This is a genomic window from Sphingobium sp. RSMS (genome assembly GCF_005406185.4).
Taxonomy (GTDB): domain Bacteria; phylum Pseudomonadota; class Alphaproteobacteria; order Sphingomonadales; family Sphingomonadaceae; genus Sphingobium; species Sphingobium fuliginis.
This window is the reverse complement of the sequence record NZ_CM191258.1, coordinates 195,001-214,219: the sequence shown is the minus strand read 5'-3', so window position 1 is coordinate 214,219 and position 19,219 is coordinate 195,001. Positions and strand designations below refer to the sequence as shown.

Genomic DNA, 19,219 nt, shown 5'->3' with positions numbered 1-19,219 from the left:
TGCCCCATGCCCAGCACGATCCTGATCGTCGACGACGATCCCCATATCCGCCAGTTGCTCGTCTTCGCCTTCGGCAAGGCGGGACTGGAGACGATCGAGGCAAGCGACGGCGAGGCCGCACTGGCCGAGGTCGAACGGCACGCGCCGGACCTCGTCATCCTCGACATCAACATGCCGCGCATGGATGGGCTGGAGGTCTGCCGCAGGCTGAGGGCGCATAATGACGTTCCGATCTTCTTCCTCTCCTCCCGCGATGACGAGATCGACCGGGTGCTGGGCATAGAGCTTGGCGGCGACGATTATGTGGTGAAGCCCTTTTCCCCTCGGGAAGTAGTGGCGCGATCCATGGCGATCCTGCGCCGCACATCGGCCCGGCCGCCGGCGGTGGAGGCGATCGGCACGATCCGGCATGGGCGGCTCGCCCTCGACACGGAAAGCTGGTCGGCGCATTGGGGCGCGGAGGAGGTCAGCCTGACCGTGACGGAGTTCACCATATTGCGCACCCTGCTGGCCATGCCCGCGCGCATCTTTTCCCGCGACCAGATCATCGACCGGTTTCGCGGGCCGGGCTTTGCGCTGACCGACCGGACGGTGGACAGTCATATCCGCAACCTGCGGCGTAAATTCGCGGATGTCGGCGGCTTCGACATCATCGAGACGCGGGCCGGCATCGGCTATCGGCTGGGCGGGTGCAGCGGGACGGCGCCGCCTGCATGATCGCAGGGCTGAAGGGGTGGATAGCCCGGCATTGGCCTGTGCTGCGTTTGCGCACGATCCTGCTGGGCACCCTGCTGTTCGTGGCGGCGCTGCCGGGTTTCGGGGCGATCTTCCTGCGGGTCTATGAAAATGCGCTTGTTCGCCGGACGGAGGCCGAGCTTGTGGCGCAGGGCGCTGCGCTGGCGGCGAGCGCGGCGGTGGTGGGCAGGGGCATGGCCGCCGATCCCGCCCTGCCCGCCACGCCCGTGCGCTATCATGACCGGATGACGGAGGTGGACCTGCGCTCCTCCCCCATCCTGCCGCCGCGTCCCCGTGCAGCCCCGACGCGGGACCGGCCGGATGCGGCCGCCCTGGCGCTTGCGCGGCGGATGATGCCCGCCTTTGCCGAAACCAAGGTCACGACGCTGTCCTCGATCCTGATGCTCGACCGGCGCGGCGTGGTGCTGAACGGCCGGGAAGGCGGACGGAGTCTCGCCGCGCTGCCGGAGATCAGGGCGGCGCTGGGCGGCAGGGCCGTGACGGTGCTGCGGGAAAATGAAGGGACGGCCACCCGTTATCCGCTGGAATGGCTGAGCCGGGCGGCAAGCATCCGCCTGCATCATGCCCGGCCCATCCGCGTCGACGGAAAGCCGATGGGCGTGCTGCTGGTGTCGCGTTCGCCGCGTGCGCTGTTCCTGGGGCTGTACGAGGATCGCGGCAAGATCGCCCTGGGCGTGGTGGCGATCTTCCTGCTGCTGGTGCTGCTGTCGGCCATATTGTCGCGCGCCATCGTCCGCCCGATCGAAAGCCTGAGCCGCGCCACCCGCGACCTGGCGCTGGGCCGCCGGGTCGCGCCGCGTCACCCCTCGCTGCAGGTGGTCGAAATCAGGGCGCTCTATCGGGATTTCGAGCAGATGGCGGAGAGCATGGAAAAGCGTTCCCGCTATCTGCGCGACTTCGCTTCTTCGGTCAGCCATGAATTCAAGACGCCGCTGGCCGGCATTTCCGGCGCGATCGAGCTGTTGCAGGATCATGGGGCGGACATGGCGGCGGCCGACCGGCAACGGTTCCTCACCAATATGGCGGCCGACGCCCAGCGGCTGTCCCGGCTTGTCCGGCGGCTGATGGAACTGGCGCGCGCCGACGTGCTGGTGGGCGAAAGCGACGCGCGCACGGACGCCGCGCCGCTGCTGGTATCGGTGGCGGATGCGCTGACGGCGGAGGATTTCGTCATCGACCTGCATCTGCCCGACGTCTTCCCCCCGCTGATCGTGGATGCAGCGGCATTGGAAGCCGTGCTGACGACGATAGCGGAAAATGCGCGGCAGGCGGGCGCATCGCGGCTGGACATCGTGGTCGCCTTGCAGGATCGCCTGGCATGGATCGACTTTGCCGACAACGGCCCCGGCATTCCGCCGGGGGACCGGCAGCGCATCTTCGACCTGTTCTTCACCAGCAAGAGGGAAGACGGCGGAACGGGCCTTGGCCTCGCCATAGCCCGGTCGCTGCTTGACGCCTATCATGGCGAGCTTCACCTGCTTCCTTCGGAACAGGGCGCTCGCTTCAGACTCGTGATCGCAATCGCCCCATAGGCCGCATGCATGAAGGCGCAACGCCGCCCATGCCGCGCATATGCCCTCATCTCGATGGACGATGCCTCCTCCCTCCCCCCCGGACGTCGCCCGGTTGCGCCATGCATGCCGGCGCTCTAGCCTGGGGCGGAACATCAATCCCTGAAAGCGTGCCTGTTGCCGATGCCTCCTGCTGCCTTGCGTTATGTCGTTCCGCTGATTGCCCTTCTGCCATGCTCCGTCCTCGCCTTGCCTGCCAGCGCGCCGAAACCGGGCCAAACCCGCGTGGCGATCGAAACCTCGCTCGGCACCATCATCGTGGCGACGGACGATCGCCGGGCACCGATAACCTCCGCCAATTTCCTGACCTATGTCGATGACGGCCGGTTCGACGGCGTCACCTTCTATCGCGCGGCGCGGCGCAAGAGCGATCCGAAGCTGGGGCTGATCCAGGGCGGCATCGATACCGATGCGCGCCGTTCGCTGCCGCCGATCCGCCATGAGCCGACGACGCGGACGGGGATCAGGCATCTGGACGCAACGCTGTCCATGGCGCGGCCCAACCGCGCCAATTCCGCGATGGGCAATTTCTTCATCACCATAGGGCCGACGCCGAACATGGACGCGCGGGGCGATTATATCGGCTATGCCGCCTTCGGCCATGTCGTCGCGGGCATGGATGTGGTGAAGCGCATCCTGGCCGTGCCGACCTGCTGCGGATCGGGCCCGATGCGCGGTCAGATGATCGTCAAGCCGGTCAGGATCATCCGTGCGAAGCGGCTCGACGGCAAGCCGCATCCGACCCGCGGGGTGAAGCCATGGCTGCTAGGCCTCAAGCGGAAGATTTAGAGCCTTTTCCCGGCAGGTAGAATCATCTGCTGCCTGGGAATCCGTTCCGGGCGGCGGTCCACCGGCCCGGCTTGCGCAAATCCCTTGGGGACGGCAATGCTGCGCCCCGCCCGATGATCGCCGCCGGCCTGGCGAACGGCGCCATGGGCATGCGGTCAATCGCTCATGTCCGGATCACGCCCCTGACGCCTGTCGAGCCATCGCATGGCGGGTGTGACGGTTAGGCCGTGGAGCAGGATCGACATCAGTGCGGTCAGGCCGATGATCGCCCACAGGCGGCCGGCCTCTCCCACCTTCATCTGGTTCAGACCATAGGCCAGATAGTAGAAAGATCCGACGCCCCTTATGCCGAAGAAGGCGATGGTCAGCTTTTCGACCCGATCCGCCCTGAAGCCGGCCAGACCCACAAGACCCGTCACCGGACGAACGATCAACAGGATCAGCAGCACCAGCACGATGTCGGACGGGCGCAACGGCGACAGGAGACCGCCGATCAGCGCGCCGCCGAACAGAAGCAGGAGAGCCATCATCGAAAGGCGCTCCACCTGTTCGGTAAGGTCATGCATCTGCACGTTGAACGCATGGTCGCGATGCGACGCGCGCAGGGTCAGCGCCGTCACGAAGACCGCCAGGAAGCCGTAGCAGTTGAGGATTTCGGTCAGGCCATAGGACAGGAAGGTGGCGGCTATGGCGATCAGGCCGTCTCCGGTCCGGGCAAGCTTCGTCTCGGCCGGAATGTGGAAGGTCAGCCATCCGAACAGCTTTCCCACGGCCCAGCCGCCGCCCACGCCGACGACGATCTCCCACAGCACGTTCAGGCCAAGCCATTTTCCGAACCATGGCTCCCCCATATTCCCCGTCAGAGCGAGCGCGATGGCGAGGTGGACGAAGGGAAAGGCAAGGCCGTCGTTCAGGCCTGCCTCCGATGTCAGGCCGAAGCGGACTTCATCTTCCTCGCCCGTGCGCGGCGGGCCGACCTGGACATCGGCGGCCAGCACCGGGTCGGTGGGGGCGAGGCTGGCGGCCAGCAGCAGGGCGATGGCCCAGGGAAGACCGAGCAGCACGCCCCCCAACAGCGTGATGAGCGCGATGCCCAGCGGCATGGTGATGGCGAGCAGCCGCCAGGTCACCATCCAGCGCCGCCAGTCGAACGGCCGGTCCAGCTTCAGTCCCGCGCCCATCAGGGCGATGATCACGACCAGTTCGGTAAAATGTTCGGTCACATCCGGATATTCCAGCGGCGACGGCCGGAATTCGATGCCGGGGATGCAGAATATCGCGGCGCCGATCAGGATGCAGACGATCGGCAGCGACAGCGGCAGCTTCCTCAAGGCCAGCGGCAGCCATGCGACCAGGACTATCAGCAGCCCCGCGCCCGTCAGGACCAGAATATAGGGATCGGGCGCGGTGAACGGCATTTCCATGGGGAGGCAACGCGCCGCCGCGGCCGGCGTTGCCGCGACATGGCCCGGCGGTCCGCCCCTTCGTCCCGGAAGGTCAGCTTGCCGCGGCCAGCGCCTGGTCGATGTCGCCCAATATGTCGTCGATATGCTCTATCCCGATGGAAAGCCGCACATAGCCGGGCGACACGCCGGTCGCCATCTGCTCCGCTTCGTTCAACTGCGAGTGGGTCGTGGACGCTGGATGGATCGCCAGGCTGCGCGCGTCGCCGATATTGGCGACATGGTAGAAAAGCTCCAGCGCATCGATGAAGCGGCGACCCGCCTCCATGCCGCCGGCAAGCTCGAACCCGACGAGCCCGCCCTTGCCTCCGGTCAGATAATGCTCCGCAAGGGCCCGGGCGCGGCCATCCTGTTGCGAGGGGTGGATGACCCTGGTCACGGCGGGGTGGCGCGCCAGATGTTCGGCCACCCTGACCGCATTGGCGCAATGCCGTTCCATCCGCAGCGCCACGGTCTCGATACCCTGGATCAGCTGAAACGCATTGAAGGGGGACAATGCCGCGCCCAGGTCGCGCAGCAGGATGACCCGCGCCCGCAGGATATAGGCGATCGGACCGAGGGGCTTTGCCGCCTCTGCCCATATCGCGCCATGGTAGGAAGGATCGGGCGTGTTCAGCAGCGGCTGTCGTTCGGGATGAGCGGCCCAGTCGAAATTCCCGCCATCGACGATCAGGCCGCCGATCGACGTGCCATGTCCGCCAAGATATTTCGTCGCGGAATAGACGATAATGGCCGCGCCGTGATCCAGCGGACGGCACAGCAGCGGAGCGGCCGTGTTGTCCATGATGAGCGGGATGCCCCGTTCCCGGCCGATGGCGGCGACCTCCGCGATCGGGAACACCTCCAGCTTGGGATTGGGCAGGGTTTCGGCATAGTAGGCGCGCGTGCGATCGTCGGTGGCCCGCCGGAAATCTTCCGGATCGGCCGGATCGACGAAGCGCACTTCGATCCCCTGGTCCTTCAGCGTGTTCGCGAACAGATTATAGGTGCCGCCATAGAGCGCCGTCGAACTGACGATATTGTCGCCGGCCCGCGCCAGATTCTGGATCGCATAGGCCGACGCCGCCTGTCCCGACGCCACGGCCAGCGCGGCGGCGCCCCCCTCCAGCGCCGCGACGCGCTTTTCCAGCACATCGGTGGTCGGATTCATGATCCGCGTGTAGATATTGCCCATTTCCTGCAGCGCGAAGAGCGAGGCCGCATGCTCCGCGTCGCGAAACTGATAGGATGTCGTCTGGTGGATCGGCACCGCGACGGAGCCCGTCGCTGGATCGGCCCGCCATCCCGCATGAACGGCAAGGGTTTCCGGATTCGGCTTGTTCGTGGACATTGGGGCTCCGCAGCATCGTTGATCCGGCGTCAGGGTGACGGTGCGGCCCGGCAAAAACAAGAGGCTGCGTCACGCGCGGCGGTCAGGGGAGCCGGCCAGCTCCGCCTTCCGGCGCGGCGGAAGGCGGAGCTGGCCGCGAAGCGCCGGTCATGCCGTGGCCGCGGCGTCCCGCTCCTGCCTGAACCAGCGCGAAAGCAGGAACAGCACAGCGGCGATATAGAGGCCCGCGCCGGGAACCCACATCAGCAGCCCGGCAAGCTGCTGGTCCTCCAGCGGCGTCAATCCCCAGGCCAAGCTGCTGATGAAATGCGGGGAATAGACCGCCACGCTCGAAAAGGTCAGCAACGCGCCCAGCAGGCCCATCTGGAGCATGGTGGCCAGAAGAGCGGTCACCGCCAGAGGAAGCGGCGCGGCCATGACCCCACGCCACAGCGCCAGCGCGGTCAGCAGCAGGCTTCCCTGCATCGTCCAGTAGACGGCATGATCGGAAAGCGCGGCGGCATAGGCGCCGGGGATATGCCACGACCATAAAGCGGCCGCATGCAGGCAGGTCCATAAGGCCACGCCGCCCGCGGCTCGCCGCTCGGCAAAAGCCATGGCCAGCAAGGGGGCGGCAATCGATGTCAGGACGAGATGGTGCAGGGTCCGGGCCGAAAACAGGGCGGATGTCAATGCGCATAGCGGGGAGATGAACAGAAATGCGAGCAACAGGATCGCGGACAAGGACCGGCTTTTCCCGTCCGCGGACCGCAGCCGGAGGCTCGCCATGATGGCAAGCCCGAACGCTGCCAGCAGCACCGGATCGAAGTTCCAGCGGGTCAGCAGGTCCACGGGCGCCGGTGCGGGGCCGCAATAGGGTATCCATCCTGATCCCGGCTCCACGCGCTGCCTCCGTGCGAAATTGCGGATCGTCCTTTAACCGCTCGCGCCGGGGCTGGTTCCCGGACGCGGCGTCGTGCATCGCGCGGCTGCGCTATCGTCGCAGCAGGACGCTCCCGACCTTGTCTCCATTGGACCGCCGCATCACGCAATGGGACGGCTGGTGCTGCTGGATGGCGTTCAGGATCGCAGCGGCATTCCCCCGCGACACGGGGGACCAGAATGGCGGCGTGGTGAAGGAAATCTCCAGATTCTCGGCGGCAGCGCGTTTGACGATCGAGCGAATCAGGGCGTTCTTATGGTCCGACATTCATGTCCCCCCAGCGATGTTCATGCGCCCGTCATGCGGCTTTGCCCGCATTTTCATGGTTAATTCCATCAACTGGCCACAAACGGCAGGCTGGCCATTTTGTTCCGCACCTGCGAAGAAAATTCTTTCGGCCATGTTTGCGGGGAACAGGGCAGCGCGGGCAACCCCCGCATTCGGCCTTCACCATAGCACGCCATCGACCGGTTCCACCGGGGCGGGCGGCGGCAGATCGATGGACTGGTACAGGTCCGCTTCGATCACGGTCGTGATGCTGTCGAGCGGCAGGTCATGGACGCTGTTGCCGAACGGATCGACCAGATCGTCCCCGATCTGGAGCACCGCCAGATACATGAAGCCGGCGACCGCCGATCCGATCGGCGTCGCCGCGCCCAGCGTCTCCACCAGCCCGATCGGCAGCAGGATGCAGAAAAGCCGGGTGAAGAATTGCGGGAAGGCACGATATTGGGCAGGTAGCGGAGTATTCTTGATCCGCTCCATGCCGCCCTGCGCATTGGCCATGTCCACCAGCACGGCTTCGATCCGGCCTTGCTGGATAGTGTCGATCCATCCCCGCCGCACCAGACCGGCGACACGGCGTCCGCTGCCCTCCAGCACGCCGTTGGCGGGATTGCGCCGGGCCAGTTCCGGATGATCGCCCGGGCCCAATATGCGGTGGATGTCCCCGCCCGTTTCCAGCCGCCGCAACTGCCGGCGCAGCGTGTGGACATAGGCCACCTGGCGCAGCACCAGTTCACGTCCCAGGGCCTGCGCCTCCTCCTCTTCGGGCAGGAAGGCCAGCACCGCGCGGGCGAAGCTGCGCGACGCATTGACCATCGCGCCCCACAATATGCGCGCTTCCCACCAGCGCTGATAGGCCGAATTGACACGCACGCCGAGCACCAGCGCAAGCGCCGTGCCGAAGATGGTAAGCGGCAGGGCGGGAGCCCTGAACGGCGAGATGAAGTAGAAGATGGTGACCGCCAGGTCCCAGAAGAAGAGCGCGACCAGCACGCTCCAGGCTCGCTCGAAACCCTGACGGATACGTGGGGCGGTACCGATGATCATGAGAGGTTACGAAACGGCACCGTCATGTTCGTCCAGCTTCAGCCAGGCGTTGCGCAATGCAAGGCTGCCGAATATGCCGACGGCTTTCAGCGTCGTGGCTTCCAGGGTCGGCACGCCATCGAGCAGCGCCAGGACAAGGCAGCCCAGGCCCAGGAGCATGGCGGCATAGATGGGCAGCGCCTCCAGGTCGTTCCATCCGATGGGGGCAAGGGCGTCGGCGCGGGAAAGCCGGATCGGCGGCATGACGGAAACTCCTCTTCCAGATGCGGGGATTTCCGCGAAAATGATGCGTTGCGAAAGGCGCGGTCAACGCTTCCCGCGCCGTGCAACTCAGTCTTGCGTCAGGGTGAAACGAGCAAGAAACGCTAACAGTCCGGGCTTATTTCAGAGACGCGGCAATGAAAACATACGGTCTTGCAACCCGACTTCCGTTGCATCGCACCATGCCGTGCCTAGCTTGTCCCCATGCCTGATCGCTTTGCCGAGATCGAATCCTTCGTGACGATCGCCCAATCCAACAACCTGTCGGAGGCGGCGCGGCGTCTGGGCCTGTCGCTGGCCGCGACCAGCCGCCGCCTGTCCCAACTGGAACAGCGGCTGGGGGTGCTGCTCGTCCGCCGCAACAGCCGGCATTTCAGCCTGACGGACGAAGGATCGCTGCTGTATGAACGGGCAGGCCACGCCTTGACCGCAATCGAGGAGGCGGAAACCGATCTGATGCGCCGGTCGACGGAGGCGAGCGGCACGCTGCGCATCGTCACGACCATCGACGCGGGGCGGGCGCGCCTGGCGCCGCTCTTCCACGAATATGCGCTGCTGCATCCCGACGTCACCCTGCATCTGGAAACGTCGGATCAGCCAGCGACCAGCATGATCGGCAGCGGGCACGACATCGCCATCTGCTTCGATCCGCCAGCCGACAGCGCACTGATGATGAAGCGGCTGGCGGACAATCCCCGGCTGCTCTGCGCCGCCCCCGCCTATCTCGACCGGCGCGGGCGCCCGTCGCGGACAGCCGATCTCGCGGGACACAACAAGATCGTCGTGGGCGCGTCGCAGGGCGAGCTGTGGCGAAGGATCATGGGTGGCGCGGCAGGATGGCGGCTGACGCTGAACACCAATGATGCCGAACTGGCGCGCGCCTGGGCGCTGGAGGGGTCGGGCATCGGCATCAAGTCGCTGTGGGATGTGCGGGAGGATCTGGAGAACGGCCGGCTGGAGCCGGTGCTGCCCGACCTGTCGCTGCCGCCCTCGACCATCGCGGCGCTCTATCTGCCGGGGCAGTTGAATTCACCCAAGGTCCGCTCGTGCCTCAACTTTCTCGCACGCCGCCTGCGCGGATCATGACGCCTTCTCCGTCGATCCCGCCTTTCATCGATGGGATCGAACGGGCAGGACGCCCCTATTTCACCGCCTCCTCCCGCTCCCGCGCGAGCCGCGTCGCCAGCAGTCGGCGTGACCGCCCGGCATAGCGGCGGCAGGCGCCGGGCGAGCCGTCATACCGCTCAGGACCGGCATTGTCCGGATGCGCGGCAATCAATATGTCGCACTTCAACATGCCCATGCGCCTGTAGCTGACAGCAAAACCTCTGACGATCGCGGCGCTGGAAGGCGCGGTAAAGCGGTAATCGTCGGCCGACACCGGGTTGAGGCTGGACGCGAAGACGATCTCCTTGCACGCCCTGCCCTCACAGGCGTTCCAGCTCCACGTCATGCTGCCCATCGTATGGCCGGGCGTCGCATGCGCCTTGATGGATATGCGGCCCAGCCTCAGGACTTCTCCGTCATCCATGATGCGCAGCCGCGACACCGCCGGCCAGGTGCCGCCATAATCGAATTGCGGATCGTCCTTCGCAAGTGCGCCGGCCCGCAGGCCCTCGGCGGCGCGCCGGCTGGCCACCACCGTGGCGCGGGTGGCGCGCGCCAGGGCCGCGAAGCCGCCGGCATGATCATAATGCGGCTCGGTACTCAGAATAAATTTGATGTCTTTGGGATCGAACGCCAGCTTGCGGACATGCCTCAGGATCATCGGCGCCGCCTGCGGGAGCGCACCGTCGATCAGGACGAGGCCCGCCCCCGTGTCGATCAGCACGACGCTCAGGCCGCCGAAACCCACCAGATAGCTGCTGCCGAAAATCTTCTCCGGCGGCAGAGGCGCAAGCCACTCCCCGGCTCTTTCCACCGCCATCGGGCGGGTCAAGGGGTCGTCCGCAGGCAAGGGCGCATGGGGTTCCGTCCTGACAGGGGCTGACGCGGAACTCACCGCCAGCGATGCGGCCATGGCCATCGATGCGATCATCTTCATCTCCCTTCCCTGCCGGGATGCCGATGGATGCTTTCGCGCACAAAGCATGATTTCTCGACAAAGCCATGAGAATAATTGATGACGGGCCATGGATCGCGCCCAACTTCCCCTGAACGCCCTGCGCGCCTTCGAAGCGGCGGCGCGCCACCTTAATTTCACCCGCGCGGCGATCGAGCTTTGCGTCAGCCAGGGGGCGGTCAGCCATCATGTCGCGCAGCTTGAGCGCCGCCTCGGCGTCCGCCTCTTTCACCGCCTGCCGCGCGGGCTGGCGCTCACTGACGAGGGGCATGCGCTCGTGCCCGTGCTGGCGGAGGCGTTCGACCGCGTGGGCGCGACGCTCGACCAATATGCGGGCGGCCGCTTTCGCGAGATGTTGAAGGTCGGCGTCGTCGGCACGTTCGCGACCGGCTGGCTGTTGCCCCGACTGGACGCCTTTGCCCGCGCCCACCCCGCCATCGACCTCCGCATTTCGACCAACAACAATCGCGTCGACCTGGCGGGAGAAGCGCTGGATTTCGCCATTCGCTTCGGCGACGGCGCATGGCATGGCACCCATGCAGAACCCTTGTTCGAAGCACCGCTGACGCCGCTTTGCGCGCCGGCCATGGCGGCGCGGCTCAGCGCACCTGCAGACCTCCTCCATGAACGGTTGCTGCGTTCCTACCGACCGGACGAATGGGCGCTCTGGTTCGGGGCCGCGGGCGTTGCCGCCCCGCTTCTGCGCGGGCCCGTTTTCGACAGTTCGGCGCTGATGGTCTCCGCCGCCATGGCCGGCCTGGGCGTCGCGCTGGCGCCGCCTGTCATGTTCATGCGCGAACTCGCCTCGGAACTGCTCGTCCAGCCCTTCCCGATCATGATCGACGCGGGCCGTTATTGGCTCACGCGCCTCATCTCCCGTCCTGAAAGCGACGCGATGCGGCGCTTCCGCGAATGGCTTGCGGACAGCGGCGGGGCAGAAGCGCCGACCGCGCCATAGCACCGGATTCCGGCGCGGACATGGAGCCTTGTCCACCCCATCGAAATCGTCCAGATTTCCGTCGAACCGATGGCGGAGAACAGATGATGGGCTTTCAGGCGGCGCTTCCGCGCATCCTTCGCGTCGGCGGCGGCGTGTCCGGCGAACTCGCCCCGCTATTGGCGACATTGGGGCTGTCGCGGCCGCTGATCGTCACAGACCGCTTCCTGAAGGACGGTGGGCGAGCGGATGTCCTGATGGACGAACTGCACAAGGCGGGAATGGCCGCCCGCATATTTGCCGACACCCTGCCCGAACCGACCGCCGCCTCCATCGAGGAGGCCCGCGCCTTTCTGGAGGAGGGCGATCATGACTGCGTCGTCGGCTTCGGCGGCGGAAGCCCGATCGACAGCGCGAAGGCGATCGCGGTGCTCGCCGTCCATGGCGGCGTCTGCCGCGACTATAAGGTGCCCCATGTCCAGGACGCGCCCGGCCTTCCCGTCATTGCGATACCCACGACGGCCGGCACCGGATCGGAAGCGACGCGCTTCACCATCGTCACGGATGAGACGACGGACGAAAAGATGCTGCTGGCCGGCCTCGCCTATCTGCCGACAGCCGCCCTGGTCGATTTCGAACTGACGCTGACGATGCCGCCGCGCCTGACCGCCGACACCGGGATCGACGCGCTGACCCATGCCATCGAAGCCTATGTGTCGCGCCGGGCCAATCCCTTTTCGGACAGCTTCGCGCTGTCGGCCATGCGCGCCATCGCGCCGCATCTGCGACGCGTATGGGCGGACCCGGAAGACCGCCCCGCACGCGAGGCGATGATGTTCGGTTCGACCCAGGCCGGCATCGCCTTCTCCAACGCCAGCGTGGCGCTGGTTCATGGCATGAGCCGGCCGATCGGGGCGCATTTCCACGTGCCGCACGGCCTTTCCAATGCGATGCTGCTGCCGGCTGTCACCGCCTTTTCGGCGCCGGGCGCCCTTCGGCGCTATGCCGATTGCGCGCGGGCCATGGGCGTCGCGGCGGCGGAGGAGGGCGACCAGGGCGCCGTGGGCAAGCTGATCGAGGATCTGACCCGCATCAACGAGGAACTCCGCGTCCCCACGCCCGCCGCCTACGGCATAGACGCCGACAAATGGGACGCGCTGCTGCCGCTGATGGCGGAGCAGGCGCTCGCTTCCGGATCGCCCGGCAACAACCCCATCGTGCCGGACGCGGACGAAATCCAGGCGCTTTATCGCCAGGCCTGGGGGCCTTGATCCGGTGCCCGAGGCAGGTCGTAGCCATGCATGTCCCGATCCGGCACAACCCTATGTTAACCATCTTTAACCCTTAGCGCCGGGCGATCGGTCGCATAGGGTCGGCGCATGAAAAAGCTCAGCATTCTCTTCGCCGCCAGTGTTGCCGCCCTTGCAGCCTCGCCGGGCCTCGCTTCTCCCGTCGCGGGCACGGACGCGCTGCGCGAATGGAATCTGATCGTCCTTGGCAACCTCGATTCCTCTTCCGAAGTGGAAGGCAGAACCTTCGTGGGCGGCGACCTGACCGGCACGTCGTCCAATTATCAGATCGGCACGCCGACCGCCTCCCCCACCGGTCAGCCCGGCCTGACCGTGGTCGGCAACGTCACGGGCGGCGTCAAGAACCTGAACAACGGATCGGGCGCCGTCATCGGCGGCAATGTCGATAGCGGGTTCAACCTCAATGGCCCCAGCCAGACGGTGAAGGTCGGCGGAACGATCAACAACACCAACGTCAACCAGAATGTGGTGCAGTCCGGACTGGCCGGTTCGGACCCCGCCTTCATCGGCAACCTGACCGCTCAGGGAGCGACCCTGGCCGGCAGCATGAAACAATTGTCCGCGACCCTGTCGGGCCTTTTCCCGAACAGCCAGATGGACATCAGCGGCAATCGGGCGACCTTCAACGCGGCCCCCGATGCGGACGGGCTGGCGGTCTTTTCGATCACGGCGGCCGACCTCAATTCCATCGGGGAAATCGCCTTCCATCTGAATGGCGCGGATACGGCCATCGTCAATGTGAGCGGGGCGTCGATCAACCTGAACGACAATTTCCTGGGCGGCACCGCGGGACTGGGCGAACATGTCATCTGGAACTTTGGCGATGCGCAGAATCTGGACCTGACGACCAGTTGGGGCGGCTCCGTCCTGGCGCCCTGGGCGGCCGCCCACAGCAGCAATTACATTCAGGGATCGGCTGTTTTCGGCAGCCTCGATCAGGACGGGGAAATGCATCTGGGCACCTATAATGGCGGGTATAATCCGCCGGTGACGCCGCCCGGCGGCAGTTCGGGAGGAACGCCGGTTCCCGAAGGTCCGGCATGGCTGCTTTTCATCTTAGGGGCCGGTGCGCTGTTTTTCGCAAGGCGGCGGCGTCGTTCGGCAGCGGCCGGGGGAATGTAAGGCCGGCGTCTCCTGTCTTCGTCATTGCGTGGAAGCGATCTTTTGTTCACCTTCGCGCCGGATGATGAAAGAAGATGATCGGCAGGACCGCCCCATGGCCCGACATATCGCGTTTCACCGCAAACATCCCGTCGCCGCCACGCTGGTGACGCTGGCGCTGTCGGCAATCGGCCTGGGCGGCACTCTCTGGGCCTGCGCCGACTCTTCCTGCTCGCCCGGCTGGCAATTGGCTTCCCCCGATTATGATTGCGGCGGACGCGCGGCGATCAGCCCGGGCAACGATACGCGGATCAACATCCTGCTGCTCATGCGAAGCCTGAGGCCCGTGGACGGCCCTCGCAAAGGCGCGGCGACCGATGTGAACAATCCGCAATTCGGTGGAACCTTCATGACATGGCCCGGCCTGCGCGCCGCCTTCTGGCCGGAAGCTGCAAGGGACAGCCAGGGCGATGGCGCTGCGGCGAACGGCCATGCGACCGACTGCGCGGCTTCCGCTGAAGCCACCGCAGCCTTCAATGCCGCGCTGGCCGTCGAGACCGGCCTGCCGGAGGCGGAACGCACCGAACTGGCGCGGCTCCGCGCACAGACCGGTTGCGGCACGGCCGATTGGGGAAATGCCGCGATCTCCAGCAGGCCGGGCCGCGAATATCTATCCTATCTGAAAGCGGCAGAGGCCTTCCACAAGGGCGACTGGCAGGTTGCGCGAGACAGCTTCGGTCCATTGACCCGTGCCCGCAGCCAATGGGTCGCGGAAACAGCGAAATATATGCCGATCCGTATCGGCCTGCGCGCGGCGGTGGCCCAGGCGGTCGATGAATATGGCGATTTCGCTGGCCCCGAAAAGGTCGATCGCGCCGCGGTCGCGGAGGCGGGCACCGCCATCTCCGCTTATCTCAAGGCCTATCCCAGGGGCCGCTATGCCGCATCGGCCGAAGGGCTGATGCGCCGCGTGGCGTGGTTGAGCGCGGACATGGCGACACTTGCCCGCAGCTATGAAAAGCTGCTGGCCACGGTGCCCGGCGACGATGAGGCAGCAGCCGATCTTGCAGAGGAGATCGACATCAAGCTGCTGGAACGTCAGGATGCGAGCCGGATCATCGGCAGCCAGAACGGAACGCCGCTGCTGCTGGCCGTGGCCGACCTCAAGCGGATGCGGCGGCAGGGCGCCGATCCGGCCGTCCTGGCTGCCGCCGAGCTGGCGGCGCAGAAGAGCCAGTTCACCGCCCATGCCGATCTTTACGGGCTGCTCCAGGCCAGCAGGCTCTATTATGCCGGGGACGATCCGAAGGCGATCCTGGCGCTGCTGCCCGATGCGGCGCGCAGCAGCCGCTTCACGCCGCTTGCTTTCAGCCGGCAGATGCTGCGCGGCATGGCCCTTGGTCGAACGCGCGATCCCAACGAGGCGGGGTTCTGGCGCGATCTGCTGCGTGGGGCGAACCCGCTTTATGAGCGGCCGTTGGTGGAAATGGGGCTTGCTCTCCGCTGGCAGCGCGATGGACGGCTGGAGCAGGTCTTCGCGCCCGGATCGCCTGTCACGGACAGCATGACCCGGGCGATTTTGCTGCAAACCCTGGCAAGCCCATCCATCCTGCGTGCGGCGGCGAATGATGGCACGCGTCCAGTGCGCGAGCGGGACGTGGCGCGCTTCACCTTGCTCTACAAGGATTTGACGAGAGGCGCCTTTGGCGATTTCACCGGCGATCTTGCGCTGGTGCCCGCCAGCGCGGGAAGCGAGGGCGGGCTATGGGACTTCTCCCAGCAGGACATGATTCCGGTGGGGCTGTTCCGAAAGGGCAGATGGTCGGACGGCTTTCCTTGCCCCAGCATAGCGCAAACCGCCGCGACTCTCGCGCACGCTCCCGCCAATGCAAAGGCGCGGTTGTGTCTGGGCGATTTCTATCGGCTGAACGGTTTCGATGGCTTCAGCCTGTTCAAGGCAGGTGGCGACAGGTTCAGCCTCGGCAATGGGCCGGACGGCTTTTCCGGCCGCCCCCTCTCTCGCGCGGACATTTATGCCGCGATCATCGCGGACAAGGGAGCGGCGGCTGAAGACCGGGCCTATGCCCTGTATCGTGCCGTGATGTGCTATGCGCCGTCTGGCTTTAACGGTTGTACCGGGCCCTATCGCAGCTATGGGGAATTGGAGGCGGCGCAGGCACCTCAAGCCGATCGCAAGGCGTGGTTCACCGAGTTGAAGCAGCGCTATCCAGACAGCCGATGGGCAAAGTCCCTGCGTTATTATTGGTGAACATGCGTGCAAGCGGATGGTCGATGGCGTTGCTGGCGCTGCTGGCGTTGACCGGCTGTCGGCGCGAGACGGAGGCGGAGCGTGTCGATCCGGCTGGCTATGAGGCATTCTATCTCTGGCCTGGCGTGCGTCCGGCAGAGCATGTCCGGGCGAAGATCCTCTACCTTCTTGACGGAGAGGTTCGGCGTAGGGGACCCGTCCGGCTGGAAAAGCTGCGCATGGGAATGCCCCGGTTGCCGGGCAAGAAGATCTGGCTGGTCGTCAGGGCCGATCGGCTGGACTGGAATGATGCTGTTTACGAGACGATCTTCGACGATCTGCATCGCTGGCGCGAGGCAGGCAATGAGGTTGTCGGACTCCAGGTCGATTTCGATGCCGCTACGCGCGGGATCGGCGGCTATGGCGACTTTCTGCGTGATTTGCGGCAACGCCTGCCCCGCCATTGGCGGCTGTCGATCACCGGCCTGATGGACTGGAGCGCCCATGGCGACCCGCAGGCCCTGGCAAGACTCGCCGGCCTGATCGATGAGGTTGTGGTCCAAACCTACCAGGGCCGCACCACCATCCCCGGCTATGAGGATTATTTTCGCCGGATGGAAAGCTTCCCCATTCCCTTCCGCGTGGCATTGATCGAGGGCGGAGCATGGCAGGCACCGCCTATGCTATCGCGTCATCCGCAATTCAAAGGCTATGTGGTGTTCTTGCTATCCCGGAACAGCTCTGACGGCCATTGATTCTCAATCGGTTCCTTCCAGAATCCAGCGCCATGGGTGATTTGCCCAGGGTTGGAGGGTCGGTTTGAGGTATGATTTGGGCTGGTGGTTTGCCGGTTGTCAGGGCGGCCTGCGGGGCTGCGCTTGGGGGGCATTGCGCCTGGGCGCAGGAGATTGCGAATGGGTTAATGTGAAGCGCGAGCTATAATGCCTGGCGACGCCCTACTCTTCCGGGGCTTGAGCCACAGTACCATCGGCGCAGACTGGTTTCACGTCCGAGTTCGGGAAGGGATCGGGTGGGTCACAGACGCTATGGTCACCAAGCAATAGAGCTTGCGCTTCGGGTTTTAATCGGTGCCGTGCACTTGGGCGTTTCGGTTGAGAAACGCGTCATCAAATGAGTTGGTTTGTTTATCTGGCATGAGGTTGATCACCACGCTCGATGGCTGACGCTGGTTTGTATCCAGTGTTGTCATTGATGGTGGGACTCTCAGGCGCGATCAGAGCAATTAGGACCGGTTAGCTCCATATGTTACCACACTTCTACATCCGGCCTATCAAGGTCGTGGTCTACGACCGCTCGAAGAAATCTTATCTTGAGGGAGGCTTCCCGCTTAGATGCTTTCAGCGGTTATCCCGTCCATGCATAGCTACCCTGCTGCGCCCTTGGCAGGACGACAGGTACACCAGAGGCATGTTCAACCCGGTCCTCTCGTACTAGGGTCAACTCCTCTCAAATTTCGACGCCCACGGCAGATAGGGACCAAACTGTCTCGCGACGTTCTGAACCCAGCTCACGTACCACTTTAATTGGCGAACAGCCAAACCCTTGGGACCTGCTCCAGCCCCAGGATGTGATGAGCCGACATCGAGGTGCCAAACGATTCCGTCGATATGAGCTCTTGGGAATCATCAGCCTGTTATCCCCGGCGTACCTTTTATCCGTTGAGCGATGGCCCTTCCACGAGGGACCACCGGATCACTATGACCGACTTTCGTCTCTGCTCGACTTGTCAGTCTCGCAGTCAGGCGGGCTTATGCCATTGCACTCTAACAGACGGTTTCCAACCGTCCTGAGCCCACCATCGCGCGCCTCCGTTACTCTTTAGGAGGCGACCGCCCCAGTCAAACTACCCGCCACAGAGGGTCCCTGCACCGGATGACGGTGCGAGGTTAGACATCAGAAAACAACAGGGTGGTATTTCACCTATGGCTCCACCGGAACTGGCGTCCCGGCTTCAAAGCCTCCCACCTATGCTACACAGTTCTTTCCTAATGCCACTCTGAAGCTGCAGTAAAGGTGCACGGGGTCTTTCCGTCTAACCGCGGGTACTCCGCATCTTCACGGAGAATTCAATTTCGCTGAGCATATCCTGGAGACAGTGGGGAAGTCGTTACGCCATTCGTGCAGGTCGGAACTTACCCGACAAGGAATTTCGCTACCTTAGGACCGTTATAGTTACGGCCGCCGTTTACCTGGGCTTCAATTCAGAGCTTGCACTCCTCCTCTTAACCTTCAGGCACCGGGCAGGCGTCAGGCCCTATACGTCGTCTTGAAGCCGACTTAGCAGAGCCCTGTGTTTTTGCTAAACAGTCGCTACCCCCTGGCCTGTGCCCCCCACAAGTGCTTGCGCATATGTGGGGCCTCCTTCTTCCGAAGGTACGGAGGCAATTTGCCGAGTTCCTTCAGGATACTTCTCTCAAACGCCTTGGTATACTCTACCATTCCACCTGTGTCGGTTTAGGGTACGGTCTATACGGTGGGGCTATTTCCTGGGACAACTTCCCTGCCCGGACCAATCCAATAAGGCCGAACAAGTTACGCCATCCGTCACACACCACCAGGCCCACGAATATTAACGTGGTTCCCATCGACTACCCCCTTCGGGCTCGTCTTAGGGGCCGGCTTACCCTGCTCAGATTAGCTTTAAGCAGGAACCCTTGGAATTTCGGCGACAGTGCATCTCACACTGTTAATCGCTACTCATGTCTGCATTCGCACTTCCGATACCTCCACGGTCGGTTACCCTCCCGCTTCAACGGCCTACGGAACGCTCCGCTACCGCTCAGTCAAAAGACTGAACCCTAAGCTTCGGTGCACGTCTTGAGCCCCGTTACATCTTCGCCGCAGGATCTCTTGTTTAGACCAGTGAGCTGTTACGCTTTCTTTAAAGGATGGCTGCTTCTAAGCCAACCTCCTGGTTGTTTTGGAAATCCCACATGCTTTCCCACTTAGACGTGACTTGGGGACCTTAGCTGTAGGTTAGGGCTGTTTCCCTTTTGACGACGGACCTTAGCACCCGCCGTCTGTCTGCCGGACTAGACTCGTTGGTATTCGGAGTTTGGTTAGTATTGGTAGATCTCGCGACCCCCGCAACCATCCAGTGCTCTACCCCCAACGGC

16 protein-coding genes and 2 rRNA genes (1 of these 18 cut by a window edge) are annotated in these 19,219 nt (G+C 64.5%); 9 read left to right on the top strand and 9 right to left on the bottom strand.

The features are described 5' to 3' along the window. Positions 1–6: 6 nt before the first annotated feature. From EGM87_RS19160 to EGM87_RS19150, 3 genes are all read left to right on the top strand, one after another. Positions 7–717: a response regulator transcription factor gene (locus EGM87_RS19160; protein WP_099186719.1), complete on the top strand. Its 711-nt coding sequence runs from the start codon at positions 7–9 to the stop codon at positions 715–717. Next, positions 714–2,288, top strand: a complete 1,575-nt coding sequence (locus EGM87_RS19155) for a sensor histidine kinase (protein ID WP_171009963.1) — start codon at positions 714–716, stop codon at positions 2,286–2,288. Before EGM87_RS19160 ends, EGM87_RS19155 begins: the two co-directional genes overlap by 4 nt. A gap of 162 nt (positions 2,289–2,450) precedes the next feature. After that, positions 2,451–3,116 (top strand): peptidylprolyl isomerase, encoded by a 666-nt coding sequence (locus EGM87_RS19150; RefSeq protein WP_044660868.1) that lies wholly within the window; start codon positions 2,451–2,453, stop codon positions 3,114–3,116. A gap of 155 nt (positions 3,117–3,271) precedes the next feature. Here the strand turns inward: EGM87_RS19150 and EGM87_RS19145 are convergent, their stop codons facing one another. The 6 genes from EGM87_RS19145 to EGM87_RS19120 all read right to left on the bottom strand — a co-directional run bounded on the left by EGM87_RS19145 (position 3,272) and on the right by EGM87_RS19120 (position 8,406). Beyond that, on the bottom strand, positions 3,272–4,540 hold the full coding sequence (locus EGM87_RS19145; protein WP_103001494.1) for a cation:proton antiporter: 1,269 nt from the start codon (positions 4,538–4,540) through the stop codon (positions 3,272–3,274). A 73-nt stretch (positions 4,541–4,613) separates the two neighbouring features. Further along, entirely contained in the window at positions 4,614–5,909 is a 1,296-nt protein-coding gene (locus EGM87_RS19140) for an O-acetylhomoserine aminocarboxypropyltransferase/cysteine synthase family protein (RefSeq protein WP_103001495.1), read from the bottom strand. Positions 5,910–6,056: 147 nt separating this feature from the next. Next, positions 6,057–6,791, bottom strand: coding sequence for a cytochrome c oxidase assembly protein (locus EGM87_RS19135; protein ID WP_025546860.1), 735 nt, complete (start codon positions 6,789–6,791; stop codon positions 6,057–6,059). Positions 6,792–6,882: 91 nt separating this feature from the next. Further along, positions 6,883–7,098 (bottom strand): hypothetical protein, encoded by a 216-nt coding sequence (locus tag EGM87_RS19130; protein WP_025546858.1) that lies wholly within the window; start codon positions 7,096–7,098, stop codon positions 6,883–6,885. Positions 7,099–7,278: 180 nt separating this feature from the next. Continuing rightward, positions 7,279–8,163 (bottom strand): bestrophin family protein, encoded by an 885-nt coding sequence (locus tag EGM87_RS19125; RefSeq protein ID WP_048575613.1) that lies wholly within the window; start codon positions 8,161–8,163, stop codon positions 7,279–7,281. A gap of 6 nt (positions 8,164–8,169) precedes the next feature. Continuing rightward, entirely contained in the window at positions 8,170–8,406 is a 237-nt protein-coding gene (locus EGM87_RS19120) for a hypothetical protein (RefSeq protein ID WP_025546856.1), read from the bottom strand. 222 nt (positions 8,407–8,628) lie between these two features. Here EGM87_RS19120 and EGM87_RS19115 point away from each other — a divergent pair, with 222 nt between their 5' ends. Further along, positions 8,629–9,510, top strand: a complete 882-nt coding sequence (locus EGM87_RS19115) for a LysR family transcriptional regulator (RefSeq protein WP_044660873.1) — start codon at positions 8,629–8,631, stop codon at positions 9,508–9,510. A 55-nt stretch (positions 9,511–9,565) separates the two neighbouring features. Here EGM87_RS19115 and bla read toward each other — a convergent pair whose 3' ends face one another. Further along, positions 9,566–10,462 carry a subclass B3 metallo-beta-lactamase gene (bla, locus tag EGM87_RS19110; protein WP_137709120.1) on the bottom strand — a complete coding sequence of 299 codons (897 nt, stop codon included), beginning with the start codon at positions 10,460–10,462 and terminating at the stop codon, positions 9,566–9,568. A 94-nt stretch (positions 10,463–10,556) separates the two neighbouring features. On the opposite strand from bla, the gene EGM87_RS19105 reads away from it, so the two are divergent. The 5 genes from EGM87_RS19105 (at position 10,557) to EGM87_RS19085 (ending at position 16,837) form a co-directional block, all read left to right on the top strand. Beyond that, the gene (locus EGM87_RS19105; protein WP_137709076.1) at positions 10,557–11,444 is read left to right on the top strand and encodes a LysR family transcriptional regulator; all 888 of its coding nucleotides are present in this window, start codon (positions 10,557–10,559) and stop codon (positions 11,442–11,444) included. Positions 11,445–11,527: 83 nt separating this feature from the next. Then, positions 11,528–12,694, top strand: coding sequence for an iron-containing alcohol dehydrogenase (locus tag EGM87_RS19100; RefSeq protein ID WP_238320141.1), 1,167 nt, complete (start codon positions 11,528–11,530; stop codon positions 12,692–12,694). Positions 12,695–12,802: 108 nt separating this feature from the next. Beyond that, positions 12,803–13,855, top strand: a complete 1,053-nt coding sequence (locus EGM87_RS19095) for a choice-of-anchor A family protein (protein WP_137709077.1) — start codon at positions 12,803–12,805, stop codon at positions 13,853–13,855. Positions 13,856–13,949: 94 nt separating this feature from the next. After that, entirely contained in the window at positions 13,950–16,103 is a 2,154-nt protein-coding gene (locus EGM87_RS19090; RefSeq protein ID WP_137709078.1) for a PA5441 family protein, read from the top strand. Between the two features lie 23 nt (positions 16,104–16,126). Next, a complete protein-coding gene (locus tag EGM87_RS19085) occupies positions 16,127–16,837 on the top strand; it encodes a DUF3142 domain-containing protein (protein ID WP_253719199.1) in 711 nt (236 codons plus the stop codon). Between the two features lie 188 nt (positions 16,838–17,025). On the opposite strand, the gene rrf is transcribed toward EGM87_RS19085, so the two are convergent. After that, positions 17,026–17,140, bottom strand: a 5S ribosomal RNA gene (gene rrf, locus EGM87_RS19080). Positions 17,141–17,305: 165 nt separating this feature from the next. Then, positions 17,306–19,219: ribosomal RNA gene (locus EGM87_RS19075) — 23S ribosomal RNA — on the bottom strand (it continues 881 nt past the right edge of the window).